Raw genomic sequence first — 16,511 nt, 5'->3', positions numbered from 1 at the left:
CGAACTAACTCGAGGCGACCGGCGCCGAACTTGCCGCCTGCGCTTCCCGCTTGCGCAGGTACCAGATCGACGGTCCAGCCAGGAGCCACGTCACGACGATCACCGATCCTGCCGGGATCAGCGCCACCGTCGCGTTGCGTCCCGCTACCCGGACCAAATCAGGGTCGGCTTTGGAGTACTCCACCTCGATGCGTTGTCCCACAGTCAGATTGGTGGGGTAGAGCACGCCGAGTTCAGGGTTGTGGTTGGCGCCGTCCGGTGTCACGAAGCTGATCGCCGAACGTAGCGAGCCTGCCGAGAGCACCTCGGCAGTTGCGGTCCCCATGTTCGATTCGATGGTCCGATCGTTGCGCCAGGCACCGAGAACCAGGATCACCGCGAGCACGGAAATGCCGACCGCAACCACCAGTACGCCGATGCGGAGACGACGCAGAACCGTTTGCGTCACAGCTGTGCCCGCACGGAAGCGTGGAGTTCGCGCAGCCCACTGCGATCCGTCGCGACCTCGAGCACACGAATGCCGTTGGCCGGTTGCGCCAGCGTCGTTGCCAGGGCGTCGACGGTGACCGCTGCGTGGGGCACGCGGTAGGCCGCGCACAGCGCAGCGAGGTCCATGCCGTGTGGTGTTCCGAACACTCGCTCGAAGACGCCGGCGTACTGCGGGTCGCCTTGTTCGAGGAGCTCGAAGATACCGCCGCCGTCGTCGTTGGCGACGACGATGGTGAGGTCGCTCGGCCTCGGCTCACCGGTCCCGATCAGCAGCCCGGAAGCGTCGTGCAGGAATGTCAGGTCGCCCATGAGAGCGACGGTCCGGCCGCCCTCGTACGCCAACGCGGCGCCCACCGCCGCCGAGACGGTGCCGTCGATACCTGCGACGCCGCGATTCGACAGCACCCGTACGGCGGGCTTGGGATAGCTCACGAGGGCCGCGTCGCGAACAGGGTTGGATGCGCCGAGCAGAAGCTGGTCGCCGTCCGCGAGAGCATCCATCACAGCAGCTGCCACGTGCAGGCCGGTGGCCTTGGGGTGGGCGTCGAGTTGCTTGCGGACGGCAGTTTCGGCGTGTTCGGTCAGCGCGGCACATCGAGCGATCCAGGCGGGATCGGGAGTCCCGGTGACCACTGCTCTGGTTCCGGTGGCGAGTACGTTGCCGGATACGTCCGGCCAGCGCGGCCCGGTAGTCAGCGCGTAGACGTCGACGCCCGGGTCGGCCAGCACCTTCGAGACCTGACGATGCAACGTCGGGCGGCCGGTGATGATCGCCTGCTTGGGCTTGAGTTGCGAGAGCGCGAGTGGATGCAGTGCGATCCCGTGCATCGGAGCCGTCGGCTCGGCCACGGTCGGCAGGCCGGCCAGCTCAGGCCGAAGTGCGCTGCCGTGTCCGGAAATGACCACCGTATCTGCGGTGAGGTCCAGATCGACCGGAACATCGAGCGTCGCGTTCTGGGTGGTGGTCCAGGCCGCACCGCCGGGACGGCCCTCCGGGACCGGTCCCTGCACGTGCACGTCCGGCACCAGCGGCTCACGAAGTGGAATGTCGAAATGCACCGGACCCGCATTTCCGGATCGGGTTCCGCGGGCAGCGGCGAGGACCCGGCATACCGCCGAGCGCCACTGGCTGTTCTGCGTCGAATCGTCCTCCGCCAGGCCCAGGCTGATGGTTGCGCGGACTTGACTGCCGAAGAGCCCGAGCTGCTCGACGGTCTGGTTGGCGCCGGTGCCGAGCATCTCGTACGGCCGGTTGGCGCTCAGGACCACCAGCGGCACTCGCGCGTAGTTGGCCTCGAGGACAGCAGGTCCGAGATTCGCGACGGCGGTCCCGGAAGTCATCACGATGGGGACCGGTCGTTTCCCGGCGATTGCCAGTCCGAGTGCCAGAAAGCCTGCTGTCCGCTCGTCGATCCGCATGTGCAGACGCAACCGGCCGTCGAGGTCGGCGGCCTGGAGGGCGAATGCGAGGGGCGCGTTGCGAGAGCCTGGACACAGCACGACTTCACGCACGCCACCACGAACCAGTTCGTCGACGACGGCTGTGGCTTGTGCAGTGGACGGATTCACGCCTTCAAGAGTGTCAGACGTTCGGGCGCAAGCATGCCCAGGGGCGGGGACAGCGGCATTATGTGTGGGTGCGCACACTCTTCGATCCAGCCGAGCTCGAACCCCGCCGGTTCTATCAGTTACTCACCGCTTCGGTGGTCCCCCGGCCGATTGCCTGGGTGTCCACCCTGTCGGCGGACGGCGTCGGCAATCTGGCTCCGTACAGCTTTTTCACCGTGGCAAGTTCGGCGCCGCCGATCGTGCAGTTCACGTCGGTCGGACGCAAGGACAGTCTGCGCAACATCGAAGCGACCGGCGAATTCGTGATCAACCTGGCGACTGCCAGGCTTGCCGACGTGGTGAACCAGAGTTCCGCCTTCTACGACGCCGAGGCCGACGAGTTTCTCGAGTTGAACATCCGTAGCGAGCCGAGCGAGCGGGTTCGCCCCGTACGGGTCGCCGACTCCCCGATCGCCATCGAATGCACGCTCCACCAGGTCATCGAGGTCGGCAATTCATTTGTCGTGATGGGAAATGTGGTGGCGGTCGCAGTACGTCCCGAGGCTGTCGCCGACGACGGCCTACCGGACTTCGCGGCAATCGCACCGATGAGCCGACTTGGCCGAGCGCAGTGGGGTCTTCCTCCCGAAGTCGTCGAAAAGGACAGACCCACCACTCCACAGCGACCGTAAATCAGGTTAGGGTTACCTGATTAGGTACGAGTAACAGATAATCAGGGAGCAACCAGTCATGGCCAAGCGCGCCAAGTTCGTGAAACCGGCCTCACGCAGCATCGTGTCGGCGCAGGTCGTGGCGAACAAACGAATCAGCCCCAGCTTCATCCGGGTGACCATTGCCGGCGAAGAGCTGTCCACCATCGCTCCGATGGGTGCCGATCAGTGGTTCCGCATGTTCATCCCGCAGGTCGGCCAGAGTGAACTCCGGTTGCCGAGCGCGGCCAGCAATCTCTGGTATGCGCAGTACCTGTTGATGTCCAAGGACACGCGACCCGTCGTGCGCAACTACACGATTCGCGCCTACCGTGCCGCCGGATCCGGTCTCTTCGGCGAGACCACGGAGATCGACATCGACTTCGCTTATCACGGCGACATCGGCCCGGCATCCGCGTGGGCGGACACCGCGTCGGCCGGCGACGAGGTCGCTCTCTTGGACGAAGGCTGCATCTACAACCCCACACCCGAGGCCAAGTGGCAACTGCTCGTCGGCGACGAGAGTGCACTTCCCGCGATCATCGGCATTCTGGAATCCGCGCCCGCAGACCTGCGTGCCGAGGTCTTCGTCGAGATTCCGAACATCGAAGACAAGCAAGACATTCCGGAGTTGGCGAACGTCAACGTGCATTGGCTCGTTCGCGAGGACGAACACGCGACGCCGGGTGTTCTGACCCTCGAGACCGTCCGCGCCGCCGAACTGCCCGAGGGGCCGTCGTACACCTTTGTCGCCGGCGAACAGGCACTCACCACCGGGCTGCGTCGGCACCTCGTGAACGACCGGAAGTTCGCCAAAACCGACATCACCTTCACCGGCTTCTGGCGCCACGGACATTCGGCTCACTGACAAACGCACCGAAAACGACGAGTGGCCCGAGAGAAACTCCCGGGCCACTCGTCGTTTTACGTTCGCTTATGCAGCGTGCTTCTGGATCACATCGCCCAGACGCGGCAGAGCTGCAGTCACATGCTTCTTCGCCGAACCGCGCAGCTTCGAGTACATCGACTTGACGACGGCCTTGTCGCTGCCCTCGATACGCTCGTCCGTCACCTCGAGGAGGGAATCGGCAACCGCGTCACCGCGGGCGCTGATGAAATCGGCGAAGCTGCCTTCGCCGGAAGCCGAGAATTCCTGCCAGTACGGCTCGAGCTTTGCCACGAAAGCCGGCAGAAGCGCGGTGACGGCGTCCGGCACGATGGACGGGCTCACCTTCTTGACCGCGCCGTAGCCACCCTTGAGAGCCAGCCCTGAGGCCCCCGACTTATCCGAAACCTCTGCGTCGATCAAGGTCTGCACGTCCGCGACGACCGCGGGAACCCGTGATTCCTCGAGCAGGGTTTCGTTCAGAGCTGCAACCACTTTCGATCCCTTCATTCTTCACTGATGTTCATCAGGTCGCGCCCGAGACTATACGAAATTCGGCTGGTCCCTACTGCCGAGTATCCGATGGCAGCGCCGAGCCCTCTCCAACCACCAGTCGCGCCGGTCCGCGGGCGCGGCCAGCGTCTCGAGCAGAACCGGATCAGGCTCGACGGCACCCACCGACAAAGCACCGTCGACAGCTGCCCCGGTGACCGCGACATCCCGGACGAACAGGCCGCCGGTACCGAGTCCGCAGGCAAACGGAAGGGTGGGCAAGGCTGCCGCGGCCGCCAGTCCCGCGGACATCCCCACAGCCGTGTCCAGAGCGCTCGAGACCACCACCGGCACCCCGTAGTCCGCCAGCTGCGCCGACAGCGCCACCACAGCACGCATTCCGCCCAGCGGCGGCACCTTCACGACGGCGACGTCCGCTCCCCCCGCTCGTACGACGCGCAGCGGGTCCTCGGCACGGCGAATGCTCTCGTCGGCAGCGATCCGCACACCGGTCCCCGCGGCGCGGACCCTGACCAGTTCCTCGACGCTTGCACAAGGCTGCTCGGCGTATTCGAGTTCACCGTCATCGGTGATCGCTCGCAAGGCCGTGATCGCCTCGTCCACGCTCCACCCGCCGTTGGCGTCGACGCGCACGTTCGGGATGTGCCGACGCACCTCGTTCACCCGGGCGACGTCCTGCGCCAGCGACTGTCCCTTCTCGGCGACCTTGACCTTGGCGGTCCGGGCCCCGGGGAAGCGCTCCAGCAATTCCGGAACGGCAGACGCGTCGATCGCCGGCACGGTCGCGTTGACGGGAACTGCGTCACGAAGCGCAGGCGGCGGACCCAGCCACGCCGCTTCGATACCCGCGAGCAGCCACTGCGACGCCTCTTCGTCGTCGTACTCGACGAACGGGGCGAATTCTCCCCACCCGGCCGGGCCGCGAACGAGCAGGGCCTCACGAGTCGTGATGCCGCGAAAGCGAACTCGCATCGGCAGCGCGAGAACCACGGCGTCCGCGATCAGATCGTCGAACGAGGGGAACATGTCAGGGCTGTCCCGGAAGCAGTTCGATCATGAGCGCCTCACCGTCGGCGAGGAGCTTGCCGTCGAGATCGGTCAGGCGCGCGCTGACAAAAGTCTTGCGACCCTCGACCCGATCCACCTGCCCCTCGATCACCAGTTGTTGATTGAGCGGAGTGATCGCGCGGTAATTGATGTGGAGGTAGCCGGTGCGGGAGATCGGACGGCCACCCGCGTGGACCGTCATCCCGAAGACGTCGTCGAACAGCAAGGGCAGGACACCGCCGTGAGCGGCGCCGTTGCCGCCCAGGTGGTAGCGACGGAAGACGCCGGTACTGCGGACTCCTTCGGTGTCGAACTTCTCGACCATCCACGGGAGCATGAGGAGGCTGCCGCGTCCGGGCAGTTGGATGTTCGAGCCCGCGGGCGACTTGCCTTCCGGGACCTCGTACGGAGTCAACCGATCGGCAAGCTCCTCGGCTTGCGTAGCGATGTCTGCGAGTACGTCGTCGGGAACATTGGTCGAGACGGCAAGGTCCTGCAACCTGCGCATCGCTTCGACGAAGCGGCCGAAGTCCGGACCTGCGGGAGTGTGCCGGAACCGTGGAAATCCGCCCCGCTTCTCACCGTCTGTGACGATCTCCGTGCCGTCTGCGGTTTGTTCGCTCATGACCTGCACGTTAGCGCGCCCGGGAACGTGTTCTACCTCAGGTATCCGTTAGACGCGCGAGCCGTGCCTCTATCGTGGCTCAGGTGACCTTCAACCCGCAGCTCTGGCGCCCTGTCCCCGGATTCGAGAACCTCACCGACATCACCTACCACCGGCACGTCAGTCAAGGCACCGTTCGCGTCGCCTTCGACCGACCGGAAGTACGTAATGCGTTCCGCCCGCACACCGTCGACGAGTTGTACCGCGCGCTCGATCACGCCCGGATGACCTCCGACGTGGGAGCGGTGCTCCTGACCGGCAACGGACCCAGCGAGAAGGACGGCGGTTGGGCGTTCTGCTCCGGCGGAGACCAGCGCATCCGTGGTCGCAGCGGCTACCAGTACGCCGAAGGTGAAACGGCGGACACCGTCGACAAAGCACGCGCCGGGCGCCTGCACATCCTCGAGGTCCAGCGCCTGATCCGCTTCATGCCGAAGGTCGTGATCTGCCTGGTCAACGGCTGGGCTGCGGGCGGCGGCCACAGCCTGCACGTGGTGTGCGACCTGACGCTCGCCAGCCGCGAGCACGCACGGTTCAAGCAGACCGACGCCGACGTCGGAAGCTTCGACGGCGGCTACGGCAGCGCCTATCTGGCAAAGATGGTGGGCCAGAAGTTCGCTCGCGAGATCTTCTTCCTGGGTGAGACGTACACCGCCGAGGAAATGCATCAGATGGGCGCGGTCAACAAGGTTGTCGACCACGCGGAACTCGAAAACGTCGCGATCGACTGGGCCGGCAAGATCAACGGCAAGTCGCCGCAGGCACAGCGGATGCTCAAGTACGCGTTCAACCTGCAGGACGACGGGTTGGTCGGCCAGCAGCTGTTCGCCGGTGAGGCAACACGTTTGGCGTACATGACCGACGAGGCCGTCGAGGGTCGTGACTCGTTCCTCGAAAAGCGTGATCCCGACTGGTCACCATATCCCTGGTATTTCTGACACAGTAGGTGCGAGAGGGAGGTCGGACGTGGAGATTCTGAGCAGTCGGACGATTTTGCGCCCGAGCGAGTACGAACGAACGCTGAGCTTCTACCGAGACACCCTCGGTCTGGCGATCGCTCGTGAATATCCCGGCGGCACAGTCTTCTTCGCCGGCCAAGGGCTGATCGAAGTCGCTGCGCACGGCGGCACCGGCGAGGGCGGCTTTCGCGGCGCGATCTGGCTGCAGGTCCGGGACCTCACTGCCGTTCAGACCGAACTGGTTCTCGCCGGGGTCAAGATCGCGCGCGAGGCAAGACAGGAACCGTGGGGTCTACACGAGATGTGGATCGCCGACCCGGACGGGACACCGATCGTGATGGTGCAGATCCCGGAGGACCATCCCATCCGACGCGATTCCCGGCCACCGTCCGCGTAGTCGAGACACCGCTGTAGCCGAGACACCGCTGTAGCCGAGCAATGACAGATGCCCGCCACGACTTTCGTGGCGGGCATCTTTCGGTTCTTCACAAAGATCAGTTGCGCGTGCTCAACGCCTGCGAGATCTGATCTGTCTGTGCCTGGCCCTCGAGCAGTTGGCGAACCAGCCACAGCCGCAGCACCTTTGCCACCGATGCGGCCAGGAAGAGAGCGGCACCGACCACTGTCAGGGCGAGGAAAACCACGGTGAGGATCTGGTACGACACCAGATCCCGCAGGTCCGAGAGCGTCAGCGAAGAGATGTAGACGACGAAGGCGCCGACCACTCCGACGACCATGAGCACCAGGCCCGCGATGCGCGTCGCCGCGTCGCCGCCTGCCTGCTTCTTGTCCAGCTTCAACTCTGCGATGTTCTTCTTGAATTCCTCACGGCGATCTTCGGCGAGAGTAGTCATCGTCATCCTCCTAGATAACTGGTAGAAAGTTCGTTTTCGATGTCGTGTGGATCGCCGGTCTTGACGACGCGTCCCTGCAACATCAGTGCGGCCGACGTCGCGATGGGCAGCACCGCTCGCGCGAACTGCTCGGCGACGAGAATGGAAATGCCTTCGGCTGCAAGCGAGCCGACGACGTCGTACATCTGCGAGACGATTCGAGGTGCGAGACCCATCGACAGCTCGTCGAGCAGGAGCACCGTCGGGTGAGTGCCGAGTGCCCGTGACAGCGCCAGCATCTGCTGCTCACCACCGGACATCGATCCGGCCAACTGTCCGCGCCGCTCCCCCAGGATCGGGAACCTGCCGTACGCAACCTCTTCGAGTTCGGCCAGCCCGACGCCCGTTCCGGTGGCGATCCACAGGTTTTCCCGCACAGTGAGGTTGGCGAAGATCCCGCGTCCTTCGGGGATGGAGCAGACCCCCAGCCGAGCCAACTCCGAAGGCTCGACTCCGTTCACGACCTGGCCCGCGAGCCGGAACTCGCCGCGGGTGACCGGAAGGACGCCCGAGCAGATCTTGAGCGTCGACGTCTTGCCGCCACCGTTGGGTCCGAGTAGCGCCACCACGGCGCCCGGTTCCAGAATCAGGTCCACCCCGTGCAGAACTTCGATGGATCCGTAACCGGCGCGGACACCGGACAGTTCGAGCAACGGTTCGGCGCGGTCGGGGCTGCGTATACCCTCGTCGATTTTCGCCTCGCCAATTTTCGCTGAAGTCATACCGCCTCCTCCTCGGTCCCGATGTAGGCCGCGATCACTTCCGGATCCGTCCGGATCTTCTCCGGTTCACCCGAGGCGAGGACTGCGCCGTAGTCGAGCACGTGGATGGTCGAGCACACTTTCATCACCAGCGGAATGTCGTGCTCCACCAGACAGATTCCGAGTCCACCCGCAGCAAGTTCGGTGAGCATCTCGGCAAAGACCTCGGTTTCCTGCTCGGTCTGACCCGAGGCCGGTTCGTCGAGCAGCAGCACTCGCGGGTCGGTCATGAGCGCCCGTGCAACTTCGACGACGCGGGCGCGTCCGGTGGGGATGTCCGCGACGTCCTTGTCCGCGACATCCGTCAGCCCGGTCAGCTCCAGCAGACGATCCGTCTCGCTGTCCACGTCGATCTTGTTGCGGCCGTTCGCCTTGTGGATGTCTCCGGCGACGCGCAGGTTGTCACGTACCGACAGCGAGACGAACAGTTCGAGCCGCTGGAAGGTACGTGCCAGCCCGCGACCTGCCCGCTTGTGCGGCGGTAGCTTCGTCACGTCGACGCCGCCGAGGAACACCTGACCGGAGGTGGGTTTCTGCAGCCCGGTGATGGTGTTGAAGAGCGTCGTCTTGCCGGCACCGTTCGGTCCGATGAGTCCTGTCACGGTGCCGGGTTGCACGGTGAGCGAAACGTCCTTGACCGCGACGTGTCCACCGAAACGAACGCTCACACCGCGCGTTTCGAGAAGTGGTGTATCAGACATGGACGGTCAACTCCTTCGGCGAGCCACCCTGGTACTGAGGAATCCCCAGTTCGCGGTCGATCTCGTCACGGATCTCGGGGCTGTAGGGGACATCGATCCCGATGTCCTCGGGAACGACTGTCGCTTTGGCGGCCAGTTCCTCCGGAGTGAGAACCGCGCTGGGCATGACCATCTCACCGATCACCGGCAGCATGAACACCACCGCGATCGTGATGGACGCGAACCACCAGTTGCCGAGTACACCGGTCAGAGCGAGGACGTAGGTCAGCAGAACGACTGCGGCGCCGCCGATCAGAACAGGCTTGGCACCGGCGAGCCGTCGGTAGCCCTCGATCACGCTGTGGACCGTTCCGCTGGGGTTCGCGCCGACGCCGATGCCGATCAGTGCCGGGCTGACTGCCGCGATGTTGCCGAAGAGCAGCCACATTCCCTCCAACTCCGGTTGCGCCGAAGCCAGATTGGTGAACGAGACCATGATGACCGCAAACCCGATTCCAGCCATCAGTCCACCGAACAGGGCGCCGGTGACGTATCCGATACCCGCGACGACGGTCAGCATGAGCAGCGAGAGGCTGACCATGATGGCAAAGCTCTCGCCCGAGACGGACCCCATGGCGCTCGACATCAGAATGCCGCCGAGACCGGCGATCCCCGAAGAGATCATGAAGACGCTGAGCTTGAGCCGAACCAGGCTCTGTCCGAGCATGGCCGAACCGGCCGGGCTGTCCTTCATCGCCGCGAGTCGGCGCCCGTAGCCGCTGTTACGCAACGCGATGACGCCGACGCCGAGTATCGAGAACAGCGCGGTCACGGTCATCAGGAACACCGTCTCGTTGCTCAGATCGAGCGGACCGATCTTCAGCGGAGGGAGGGCGATGTTCCCGTCCTTGAACAGCGAGTACTTCATGCCGAACATCTCGTGTTCGGTGGTGTCGCGAAGGACCATGTTGGAGAGGAACACTCCGAAGGCCATGGTTGCCAGCGCGAGATACAGCCCTCTGAGCCGCAGCGCCGGCAGGGCGACGAGGCCACCGATCACGGCGGTGACGAGGACTCCGACGACGATGCCCCACAGGTTGAGGTGCGCAGCCAACCCGGAACCGGAGATCCCGAAGTGGAAGGCCACGATGGTAGCGATAGCGCCGAAAGATACCGGCGCCAAGTTCAATTCACCCGCGTAGCCGGTGAGGAGTGTGAGCGAGAGCGCGATGATCGCGAAAGTCATTCCGATGGTCAGTGTGGTGACGGCGGAGGTCACCATCAGCAGACGGATCAGGTAGACGATGACGATCAGTGCCACGCCCCAGACGACGGCCTTGCGCACGCTCGGCACGTGGTAACGCTCGCGAGTACGAGTGACCGCGCCACGCAAGCGGTCCTGTGGGAGCACGATCAGCACCACGAACAGCGCGATCATCGGCAGGGAGACACGGAAATTCGATGTCCAACTCCAACTCGTCGGGAAGTACGCCAATACGTACGTACCGGCAAGCCCGAGGACCACGGCGCCGACGAACGTGCGCGGAATGCTGCGCAACCGGCCGAACATGGCCGCGGCAAACGCGTCGATCACCAAGAGTGTCAACATGTTCGCCTCGAGTGTGCCGCCACTGATCGGGGTGATCAGGATGCCGGCCAGGACTGCGAGCGTCGAACCCATCGCCCAGGACAGGGCCGCAAGACGCTCCGGATTGTGGCCGTTGAGGCGCAACAGTTCCGGATCGTCGACGACGCCGCGCATCGCGACACCGGCGCGGGTGCGCGTGAACAGGATGCGCAGGCCGACGGCGATGGCGATCGCAACGAGGATGCAGATCAACTCGTGGTAGCGGATGCTCGCGCCGAACACCGTGATCTTGGACTGGTCGCCGAAGAACATCTGCATCGTCCGAGCGGTCTCGGGGTGCCAGAACCAGTGCGAGATCGAGAGCATTCCGAGCAGGATCGAGACCGTCACAACGATTTTGGTGACCTCGGCGGTATCGCGCAGACCCTTCATGATCAGGACGTAGAGGCCGAGGCCCATCAGTGGCCCGACCAGGACGAGTGAAATCAGCAAAGCGACGACGGTGGGAAGTTCCCAGCCGTAGCGCAACTGCCAGTAGATGAACGCACCGAGCATTGCCTGTGCACCGTGCGCGAAGTTGAAGATGCCTGACGTGTTGTACGTGAGTACCAGCCCGGAGGCGGCGATCGCGTACACCGACCCCAGGACCAGGCCCAGGATCGTGAAAGTGACAAAAGTGTTCATGGCTGAACCCTCGTTAGGGACTCGGGCGGCGGTTGGCGCTCGCCGCCCGAGTCGGAAGAATCAGGACTGCGGCTTGATGACGTTGGCGTTCTGGTACTTCGTCGACACGCGGTCAGCGCCGAGTTCGGTCCCCCAGGTGCTCTTGTCGGTCGCGACGAGGTACTTGGGGTCACACTTGAATTCGCCCGCGGTGGACGGGAACGCCTGCGCGTAGCTACTGCCCTTCAACGAGGTCATGAGTCCGCAGGTGGCCGGCATGTTCTTGCCGGGATCGGTGACGGCGTGCAATCCGCCGCCGTCCCACTCGTGAATGTTCGAGAGTTCGTTCACCATGCACTGACGCGTCAGATCGCTACCGCACTCGTCCGCGGCGGCCGCCCACAGCAGGAAGGACGACGCCGCCTGCATACCGAGGAGCGCGGTCTTGCCACCCTGCTCGGAGACCAGATCGACGTACTTCTTCACTGCGGGCACCTTGTCCGCGTTCTCGAGCATCTGGAAGGTCATGCCCGCGTTGAGGTTGTCGAGCAGTCCGGTGTCCTTGTTCCAATCGGAGACGGTCGCGCCGTACCAGGTGGCTTCACCGAAGAAGATGGGATCGATCCCGACCTGGTCGAGGGCCTTCACGAAGTTCAGCTCCGACGGGCTTGCCGATCGTGACGTCCAGATCCCCTTCGCGCCGCACTCCTTGTACTTCTCGGCGAACGGCACATAGCTCGATTCCCCCTCGTAGTTGAGTGTGACGCCGCAATCCTTGAGCTTGAAGCCCGCAGCCTCGGCGATCGAGCGAATCTTCGTGGTGGAGCTGATGATCGTGGGCATCGTGCTGTTGACGACGTCGAAGTCGTTCACCAGATCGGGGTGCATCTCGGCCATCTGGAACCACTGCGAACCGTTCGCGTAGTCGACCGGGAACGGGACACCCTGGAATGTCATCGGTCCGTTGGCTGCGTCGGGTGACACGGTGAAGCCTGGCACGGACACCAGGTTGCACGCGACACGCGTCTGCTCGGCGGTCTGATCCATCGCGAAGCCGTAGCCGACCATCATGAACTGGCTCGCGCACGCTTCCTGCATGACCGAGTTGGCCTGCGTCATCGCGGCGTCGTAGTCGGTACCGACAACCTTGCGGCCGTTGATGCCGCCCTGATCGTTGCACCAAGAGATGAGCGCGTTCACCGCATCGCTCATTTCCTTGTTCAGCCCAGGAGACTTCACATAACCGCGGTCGTCACCGAACCCGATCTTGATCTCGGTGTCGCTGACGCCTTGATCGGTTGCGCCGGTGGCGTCGCCTTCACCACAGGGCGAATCGAGGGTGCCGAACTTCGCGTCGGATGTGCTCGACGCAAGGTCTGCGCTGACGCCGGGTCCGCCGACAGCGACGGCGTAGGGATCGTCACCACGATTCGATGCGCAGGCTGACGCCAGAACGGCGGTCGCGGCGAGTGCCACGATCAGCTTCGTGGACTTGTTGGGCTTCACGGTCGGAGCTCTCCTTCTCACTGACAGACACCGAGAAACAGGGGTGAAACCCCTGTTCCGGTGCGCTCGGTGCCCGTAGGTAATCAGCGTTTAAAACGGTCCGAATGTGCCTTCCCGGTGAGTGAGACCAAAAAGTGAGGTCCCACACAGGGTTCCGATTTCGTGGCGCTGAACACATCGCGAACGGCAGCGCCGCAGCCCACGCGCGGGGACGTACTCCGCGGAGCCCCTGTTCGCATCCCGTTCGCTGTACTTTTACGCGTTCGATACGCACAATTCACGTTGTGACCGCAGAGCTCGTAATCCTCCTGGTGGTAGTTGTCACCGCCCTCGCGTTCGATTTCACGAATGGTTTTCACGACACCGGTAACGCAATGGCCACCTCCATCGCGACCGGAGCACTCAAGCCCAAAGTTGCGGTCACACTTTCCGCGATCCTGAACCTGGTCGGTGCGTTCCTGTCCGTCGAGGTCGCTGCGACCGTGGCCAAAGGCGTCGTCAACCTCGGCGCGGTCAGTGGGCAGGATCTGCTGCTGATCGTCTTCGCCGGTCTCGTCGGCGGAATCATCTGGAATCTGGCGACCTGGCTGCTCGGATTGCCGTCGAGCTCCTCACACGCACTGTTCGGCGGATTGATCGGCGCCGCAATCGCCTCCATCGGTATGGGCGGCGTCGAGTGGGGTGGAGTTCTGACCAAGGTCGTCGTCCCCGCGATCCTCGCGCCGGTCGTCGCGGCCCTGGTCGCAGGCGTCGGTACCAAGCTCGTGTACCGAATCACCGCATCCGTCAAGGAAGACGAGCGTGAGCGCGGTTTCCGTTTCGGCCAGATCGGCACCGCCTCATTGATCTCACTTGCGCACGGCACCAATGACGCCCAGAAGACTATGGGCGTCATCTTTTTGGCCCTGGTCGCTCACGGCACCATCACCGCCGAGACCGAGATGCCGTTCTGGGTGAAGTTCACCTGTGCCGTCGCGATCGCTCTCGGCACCTACCTGGGCGGTTGGCGCATCATCCGCACCCTGGGCAAGGGCCTTGTCGAGATCGCCGCGCCGCAGGGTCTGGCAGCCGAAGCGTCGTCCGCCGCCATCATTCTCACGTCGAGCCACCTCGGACTCCCCCTCTCGACCACCCACGTCGCCACCGGATCGATCCTCGGTACCGGCATCGGGCGCAAGGGCGCCGAGGTCCGCTGGGGCGTCGCAGGCCGGATGGCCGCCGCCTGGTTGATCACCTTGCCGTCGGCCGCAGTGGTCGGCGCCATCTGCTGGGCACTCGCGCATCTGATCGGCGGCCTGGCCGGCGTGCTCGTCGTCTTCGCTGCCCTCATCGCGTTCGCGATCTTCATGTACCTGCGTTCGCGTAAGGAACCCGTAGACGCCGCCAACGTGACCGCCGAATGGGACGACAATCCGGATGCGACGGCTCGCGAGATTCCGACTGCTGATCCCACTCCGTCCACCGAACCCACTCGCAACTCCTGAAAGGGGCGCAAGAGAATGCATCTACTCACCGATACCCTCGATTCGCTCTGGCAGGTAGTGGCAGTGGGACTGCTCTTCGGAGCCGGACTGCCGGCGATCTTCGCCTTCGGCCTCAAGTCGCTGAGTCTGCCGAACGCCGACGGCACCGAAGGACCGTCCACCCTGGGTAAAATGGGTGCGTACCTCTGTTTTGCGGTCGTGCTCGTCACGATCTTCGCCGGAATACTGTTGTTGATGAAGAACTTCTTGGCCAGCACGTTCGGAATCCACGTCTTCTGAGTGGTCGTCGCGGCACACCACTGAAACCACCGAAACGAAAATGAGGCCGAGGATTTGAGCAAGTATTCATTGCGCAGCGTGCTCGACTGGCTGCGTGCCGGGTATCCCGAGGGCATCCCGGACAAGGATCATTTTGCGCTGCTCGCCGTTCTCCGTCGTCGTCTGACCGACGAGGAGATCGAGCAGGTCGTTTCGATGTCCATCGAGTCGGCACACGAAGTGCCGGACCGCCATGTCGACTACGACACCATCCGCGCCATCATCGAGGGAATCCTCAACGAGGAGCCGTCCGAGGACGACGTCGATCGTGTCACCGAAAGGCTGCGCGCAGGTGGGTGGCCGGTCATCGAAGACGTGGACACCGACAACGAAGTTCGAGACGTGAGCTGACGTCATGGCCCTTCCGCCCTTCCTCACGTCGATAGTCGGCTGGTTGCGGGCCGGCTATCCCAATGGCGTCCCCGAGCAGGACTACATCCCACTTTTCGCGCTCCTCACTCGCAGACTCTCCGAAACCGAGGTCGACGCCGTCGCCGATGCGTTGATCGAGGACGGCGATCTGCCCATCGAGAAGACCGACATCCAGGTCCTCATCACGAAGATCACCAACGAGATGCCACTCGAAACCGACGTCGACCGCGTACGAAGCCATCTGGCTGCCGGTGGTTGGCCGCTGGCCGGGCCGGACGTCCGGTGAACGTTCTTCGCACACTGGCCGTTCCACAGGGTGAGGCGGTCTTCGAGGTACTGCCTGCCATCGCGCAGATCCTGGACGGCGTGCACGACGCCGTGCTTCCCGTCCCGGCGGCCGACGCACGCGAGACGGCCCGACTGAGCGACGCTCTGCACCCCGATCAGCCAATCGACGACGGCATCTCGCTGGTGGTCGCCACGTCGGGGACCACCGGAACCCCGAAGGGCGCGATGCTCACCGCGAGCGCACTGCGAGCCAGCGGCGACGCGACCCACGAACGCCTCGGCGGCACCGGATCCTGGTTACTGGTTCTCCCCCCGCACCACATCGCCGGGATGCAAGTTCTGTTGCGCAGTGTCCTCGCCGGAACACAACCGGTGATCGTCGACGTCAGTGCGGGTTTCGACCCTGCCGCATTGCCGGGCGCTGTCGCCGCGATGAGCGGACCGCGCCGCTACACCTCGTTGGTGCCGACGCAGTTGGTCAAGGCACTCGGTGATCGCGCCGCGGTCGAGGCTCTGGCTTCGCTCGACGCGGTTCTGCTCGGCGGCGCTGCTACTCCCGCACCGGTACTCGCGCAGGCCACCGAAGCGGGCATCACCGTCGTCCGCACCTACGGGATGAGCGAAACGTCCGGCGGTTGCGTCTACGACGGAATCCCGTTGTCCGGAGCGCAGATTCGTATCGACGACGGCCGAGTTCTGCTGGGCGGTCCGATGCTCGCGTCCGGGTACCGCGGGCTTGCCGACCACCCCGCTTTCGCCGAGCCCGGGTGGTTCCGGACCGACGACGCCGGATCAGTGGTCGACGGAGTCCTCCGCATCACCGGCCGGTTGGACGAGGCAATCTCCACCGGCGGGCTGACCGTCGTACCGCAGGTGGTCGAGGCCGCGCTGGCCGATCACCCCGCCGTTCGCGAGTGCGCGGTGATCGGCATCGAGGACCCGCGGCTGGGGCAGCGGGTGGTGGCCGTCGTCGTACCCGAGGGCGAAGCTCCGACGCTCGACGAACTACGCGCACATGCTCAGCGGACACTCGACGTCACCGCAGCGCCGCGGGAACTCTTCGTCCTGGACGCGCTCCCCCTGCGCGGACCTGGCAAGCTCGACCGCGCCGCCCTGGTAGCGCGGTTCAGCTAGCAGCCGCA

At 64.4% G+C, this 16,511-nt stretch carries 19 protein-coding genes; 9 read left to right on the top strand and 10 right to left on the bottom strand.

The window, feature by feature from the left end; all coding sequences use genetic code 11:
- Positions 1-4: 4 nt before the first annotated feature.
- Positions 5-448: a DUF3592 domain-containing protein gene (locus GN300_RS19435; RefSeq protein WP_007728471.1), complete on the bottom strand. Its 444-nt coding sequence runs from the start codon at positions 446-448 to the stop codon at positions 5-7.
- Positions 445-2,058: a 2-succinyl-5-enolpyruvyl-6-hydroxy-3-cyclohexene-1-carboxylic-acid synthase gene (gene menD / locus GN300_RS19430; protein WP_003942063.1), complete on the bottom strand. Its 1,614-nt coding sequence runs from the start codon at positions 2,056-2,058 to the stop codon at positions 445-447. Before menD ends, GN300_RS19435 begins: the two co-directional genes overlap by 4 nt.
- 68 nt (positions 2,059-2,126) lie before the next feature.
- Here menD and GN300_RS19425 point away from each other — a divergent pair, with 68 nt between their 5' ends.
- Complete coding sequence (locus tag GN300_RS19425) at positions 2,127-2,729, top strand: flavin reductase family protein (protein ID WP_039972961.1); 603 nt, start codon at positions 2,127-2,129, stop codon at positions 2,727-2,729.
- A gap of 58 nt (positions 2,730-2,787) precedes the next feature.
- Positions 2,788-3,615, top strand: coding sequence for a siderophore-interacting protein (locus tag GN300_RS19420; RefSeq protein WP_042453072.1), 828 nt, complete (start codon positions 2,788-2,790; stop codon positions 3,613-3,615).
- A 66-nt stretch (positions 3,616-3,681) separates the two neighbouring features.
- Here the strand turns inward: GN300_RS19420 and GN300_RS19415 are convergent, their stop codons facing one another.
- The 3 genes from GN300_RS19415 to GN300_RS19405 are packed head-to-tail and all read right to left on the bottom strand — an operon-like array spanning position 3,682 to position 5,818.
- A complete protein-coding gene (locus GN300_RS19415) occupies positions 3,682-4,128 on the bottom strand; it encodes a hypothetical protein (RefSeq protein ID WP_003941973.1) in 447 nt (148 codons plus the stop codon).
- Between the two features lie 48 nt (positions 4,129-4,176).
- The gene (locus GN300_RS19410; protein ID WP_063314757.1) at positions 4,177-5,172 is read right to left on the bottom strand and encodes an o-succinylbenzoate synthase; all 996 of its coding nucleotides are present in this window, start codon (positions 5,170-5,172) and stop codon (positions 4,177-4,179) included.
- Position 5,173: 1 nt separating this feature from the next.
- Positions 5,174-5,818, bottom strand: a complete 645-nt coding sequence (locus GN300_RS19405) for a PaaI family thioesterase (protein ID WP_037129937.1) — start codon at positions 5,816-5,818, stop codon at positions 5,174-5,176.
- 83 nt (positions 5,819-5,901) lie between these two features.
- On the opposite strand from GN300_RS19405, the gene GN300_RS19400 reads away from it, so the two are divergent.
- Entirely contained in the window at positions 5,902-6,795 is an 894-nt protein-coding gene (locus GN300_RS19400) for a 1,4-dihydroxy-2-naphthoyl-CoA synthase (RefSeq protein WP_024487301.1), read from the top strand.
- A 28-nt stretch (positions 6,796-6,823) separates the two neighbouring features.
- Complete coding sequence (locus GN300_RS19395; protein WP_003941917.1) at positions 6,824-7,213, top strand: VOC family protein; 390 nt, start codon at positions 6,824-6,826, stop codon at positions 7,211-7,213.
- A 97-nt stretch (positions 7,214-7,310) separates the two neighbouring features.
- Here GN300_RS19395 and GN300_RS19390 read toward each other — a convergent pair whose 3' ends face one another.
- The 5 genes from GN300_RS19390 to GN300_RS19370 are packed head-to-tail and all read right to left on the bottom strand — an operon-like array spanning position 7,311 to position 12,907.
- Complete coding sequence (locus tag GN300_RS19390; RefSeq protein WP_003942018.1) at positions 7,311-7,670, bottom strand: hypothetical protein; 360 nt, start codon at positions 7,668-7,670, stop codon at positions 7,311-7,313.
- Positions 7,671-7,672: 2 nt separating this feature from the next.
- Entirely contained in the window at positions 7,673-8,431 is a 759-nt protein-coding gene (locus GN300_RS19385; RefSeq protein ID WP_003941866.1) for an ABC transporter ATP-binding protein, read from the bottom strand.
- Positions 8,428-9,171 (bottom strand): ABC transporter ATP-binding protein, encoded by a 744-nt coding sequence (locus GN300_RS19380; RefSeq protein WP_063314758.1) that lies wholly within the window; start codon positions 9,169-9,171, stop codon positions 8,428-8,430. Before GN300_RS19380 ends, GN300_RS19385 begins: the two co-directional genes overlap by 4 nt.
- The gene (locus GN300_RS19375; RefSeq protein ID WP_063314759.1) at positions 9,164-11,422 is read right to left on the bottom strand and encodes an ABC transporter permease; all 2,259 of its coding nucleotides are present in this window, start codon (positions 11,420-11,422) and stop codon (positions 9,164-9,166) included. The genes GN300_RS19380 and GN300_RS19375 overlap by 8 nt, the downstream gene beginning before the upstream one ends.
- A 60-nt stretch (positions 11,423-11,482) precedes the next feature.
- A complete protein-coding gene (locus tag GN300_RS19370; RefSeq protein ID WP_063314760.1) occupies positions 11,483-12,907 on the bottom strand; it encodes an ABC transporter substrate-binding protein in 1,425 nt (474 codons plus the stop codon).
- Between the two features lie 284 nt (positions 12,908-13,191).
- On the opposite strand from GN300_RS19370, the gene GN300_RS19365 reads away from it, so the two are divergent.
- Genes GN300_RS19365 through menE form a run of 5 tightly spaced genes read left to right on the top strand, consistent with a single transcriptional unit; the run spans position 13,192 to position 16,503 of the window.
- Positions 13,192-14,391, top strand: coding sequence for an inorganic phosphate transporter (locus tag GN300_RS19365; RefSeq protein WP_063314761.1), 1,200 nt, complete (start codon positions 13,192-13,194; stop codon positions 14,389-14,391).
- Positions 14,392-14,406: 15 nt separating this feature from the next.
- Positions 14,407-14,670 carry a hypothetical protein gene (locus GN300_RS19360; RefSeq protein ID WP_003942079.1) on the top strand — a complete coding sequence of 88 codons (264 nt, stop codon included), beginning with the start codon at positions 14,407-14,409 and terminating at the stop codon, positions 14,668-14,670.
- Positions 14,671-14,724: 54 nt separating this feature from the next.
- Positions 14,725-15,060: a DUF3349 domain-containing protein gene (locus GN300_RS19355; RefSeq protein WP_003941853.1), complete on the top strand. Its 336-nt coding sequence runs from the start codon at positions 14,725-14,727 to the stop codon at positions 15,058-15,060.
- A gap of 4 nt (positions 15,061-15,064) precedes the next feature.
- Positions 15,065-15,367, top strand: a complete 303-nt coding sequence (locus tag GN300_RS19350; protein WP_003941976.1) for a DUF3349 domain-containing protein — start codon at positions 15,065-15,067, stop codon at positions 15,365-15,367.
- Positions 15,364-16,503: an o-succinylbenzoate--CoA ligase gene (gene menE / locus GN300_RS19345; protein WP_063315120.1), complete on the top strand. Its 1,140-nt coding sequence runs from the start codon at positions 15,364-15,366 to the stop codon at positions 16,501-16,503. Before GN300_RS19350 ends, menE begins: the two co-directional genes overlap by 4 nt.
- Positions 16,504-16,511: the final 8 nt, after the last annotated feature.

The organism is Rhodococcus sp. Ni2 (assembly GCF_021352185.1).
GTDB classification, from domain to species: domain Bacteria; phylum Actinomycetota; class Actinomycetes; order Mycobacteriales; family Mycobacteriaceae; genus Rhodococcus_F; species Rhodococcus_F qingshengii.
Note: the sequence above shows the minus strand (reverse complement) of the source record. Positions and strands in the feature narration are given on the sequence as shown.

Coding starts and splice junctions, on each gene's coding strand:
- GN300_RS19420 (WP_042453072.1), top strand. CDS start 2,788: ATGGCCAAGCGCGCCAAGTTCGTGAAACCGGCCTCACGCAGCATCGTG.
- GN300_RS19410 (WP_063314757.1), bottom strand. CDS start 5,172: ATGTTCCCCTCGTTCGACGATCTGATCGCGGACGCCGTGGTTCTCGCG.
- GN300_RS19405 (WP_037129937.1), bottom strand. CDS start 5,818: ATGAGCGAACAAACCGCAGACGGCACGGAGATCGTCACAGACGGTGAG.
- GN300_RS19390 (WP_003942018.1), bottom strand. CDS start 7,670: ATGACTACTCTCGCCGAAGATCGCCGTGAGGAATTCAAGAAGAACATC.
- GN300_RS19385 (WP_003941866.1), bottom strand. CDS start 8,431: ATGACTTCAGCGAAAATTGGCGAGGCGAAAATCGACGAGGGTATACGC.
- GN300_RS19380 (WP_063314758.1), bottom strand. CDS start 9,171: ATGTCTGATACACCACTTCTCGAAACGCGCGGTGTGAGCGTTCGTTTC.
- GN300_RS19375 (WP_063314759.1), bottom strand. CDS start 11,422: ATGAACACTTTTGTCACTTTCACGATCCTGGGCCTGGTCCTGGGGTCG.
- GN300_RS19360 (WP_003942079.1), top strand. CDS start 14,407: ATGCATCTACTCACCGATACCCTCGATTCGCTCTGGCAGGTAGTGGCA.
- GN300_RS19350 (WP_003941976.1), top strand. CDS start 15,065: ATGGCCCTTCCGCCCTTCCTCACGTCGATAGTCGGCTGGTTGCGGGCC.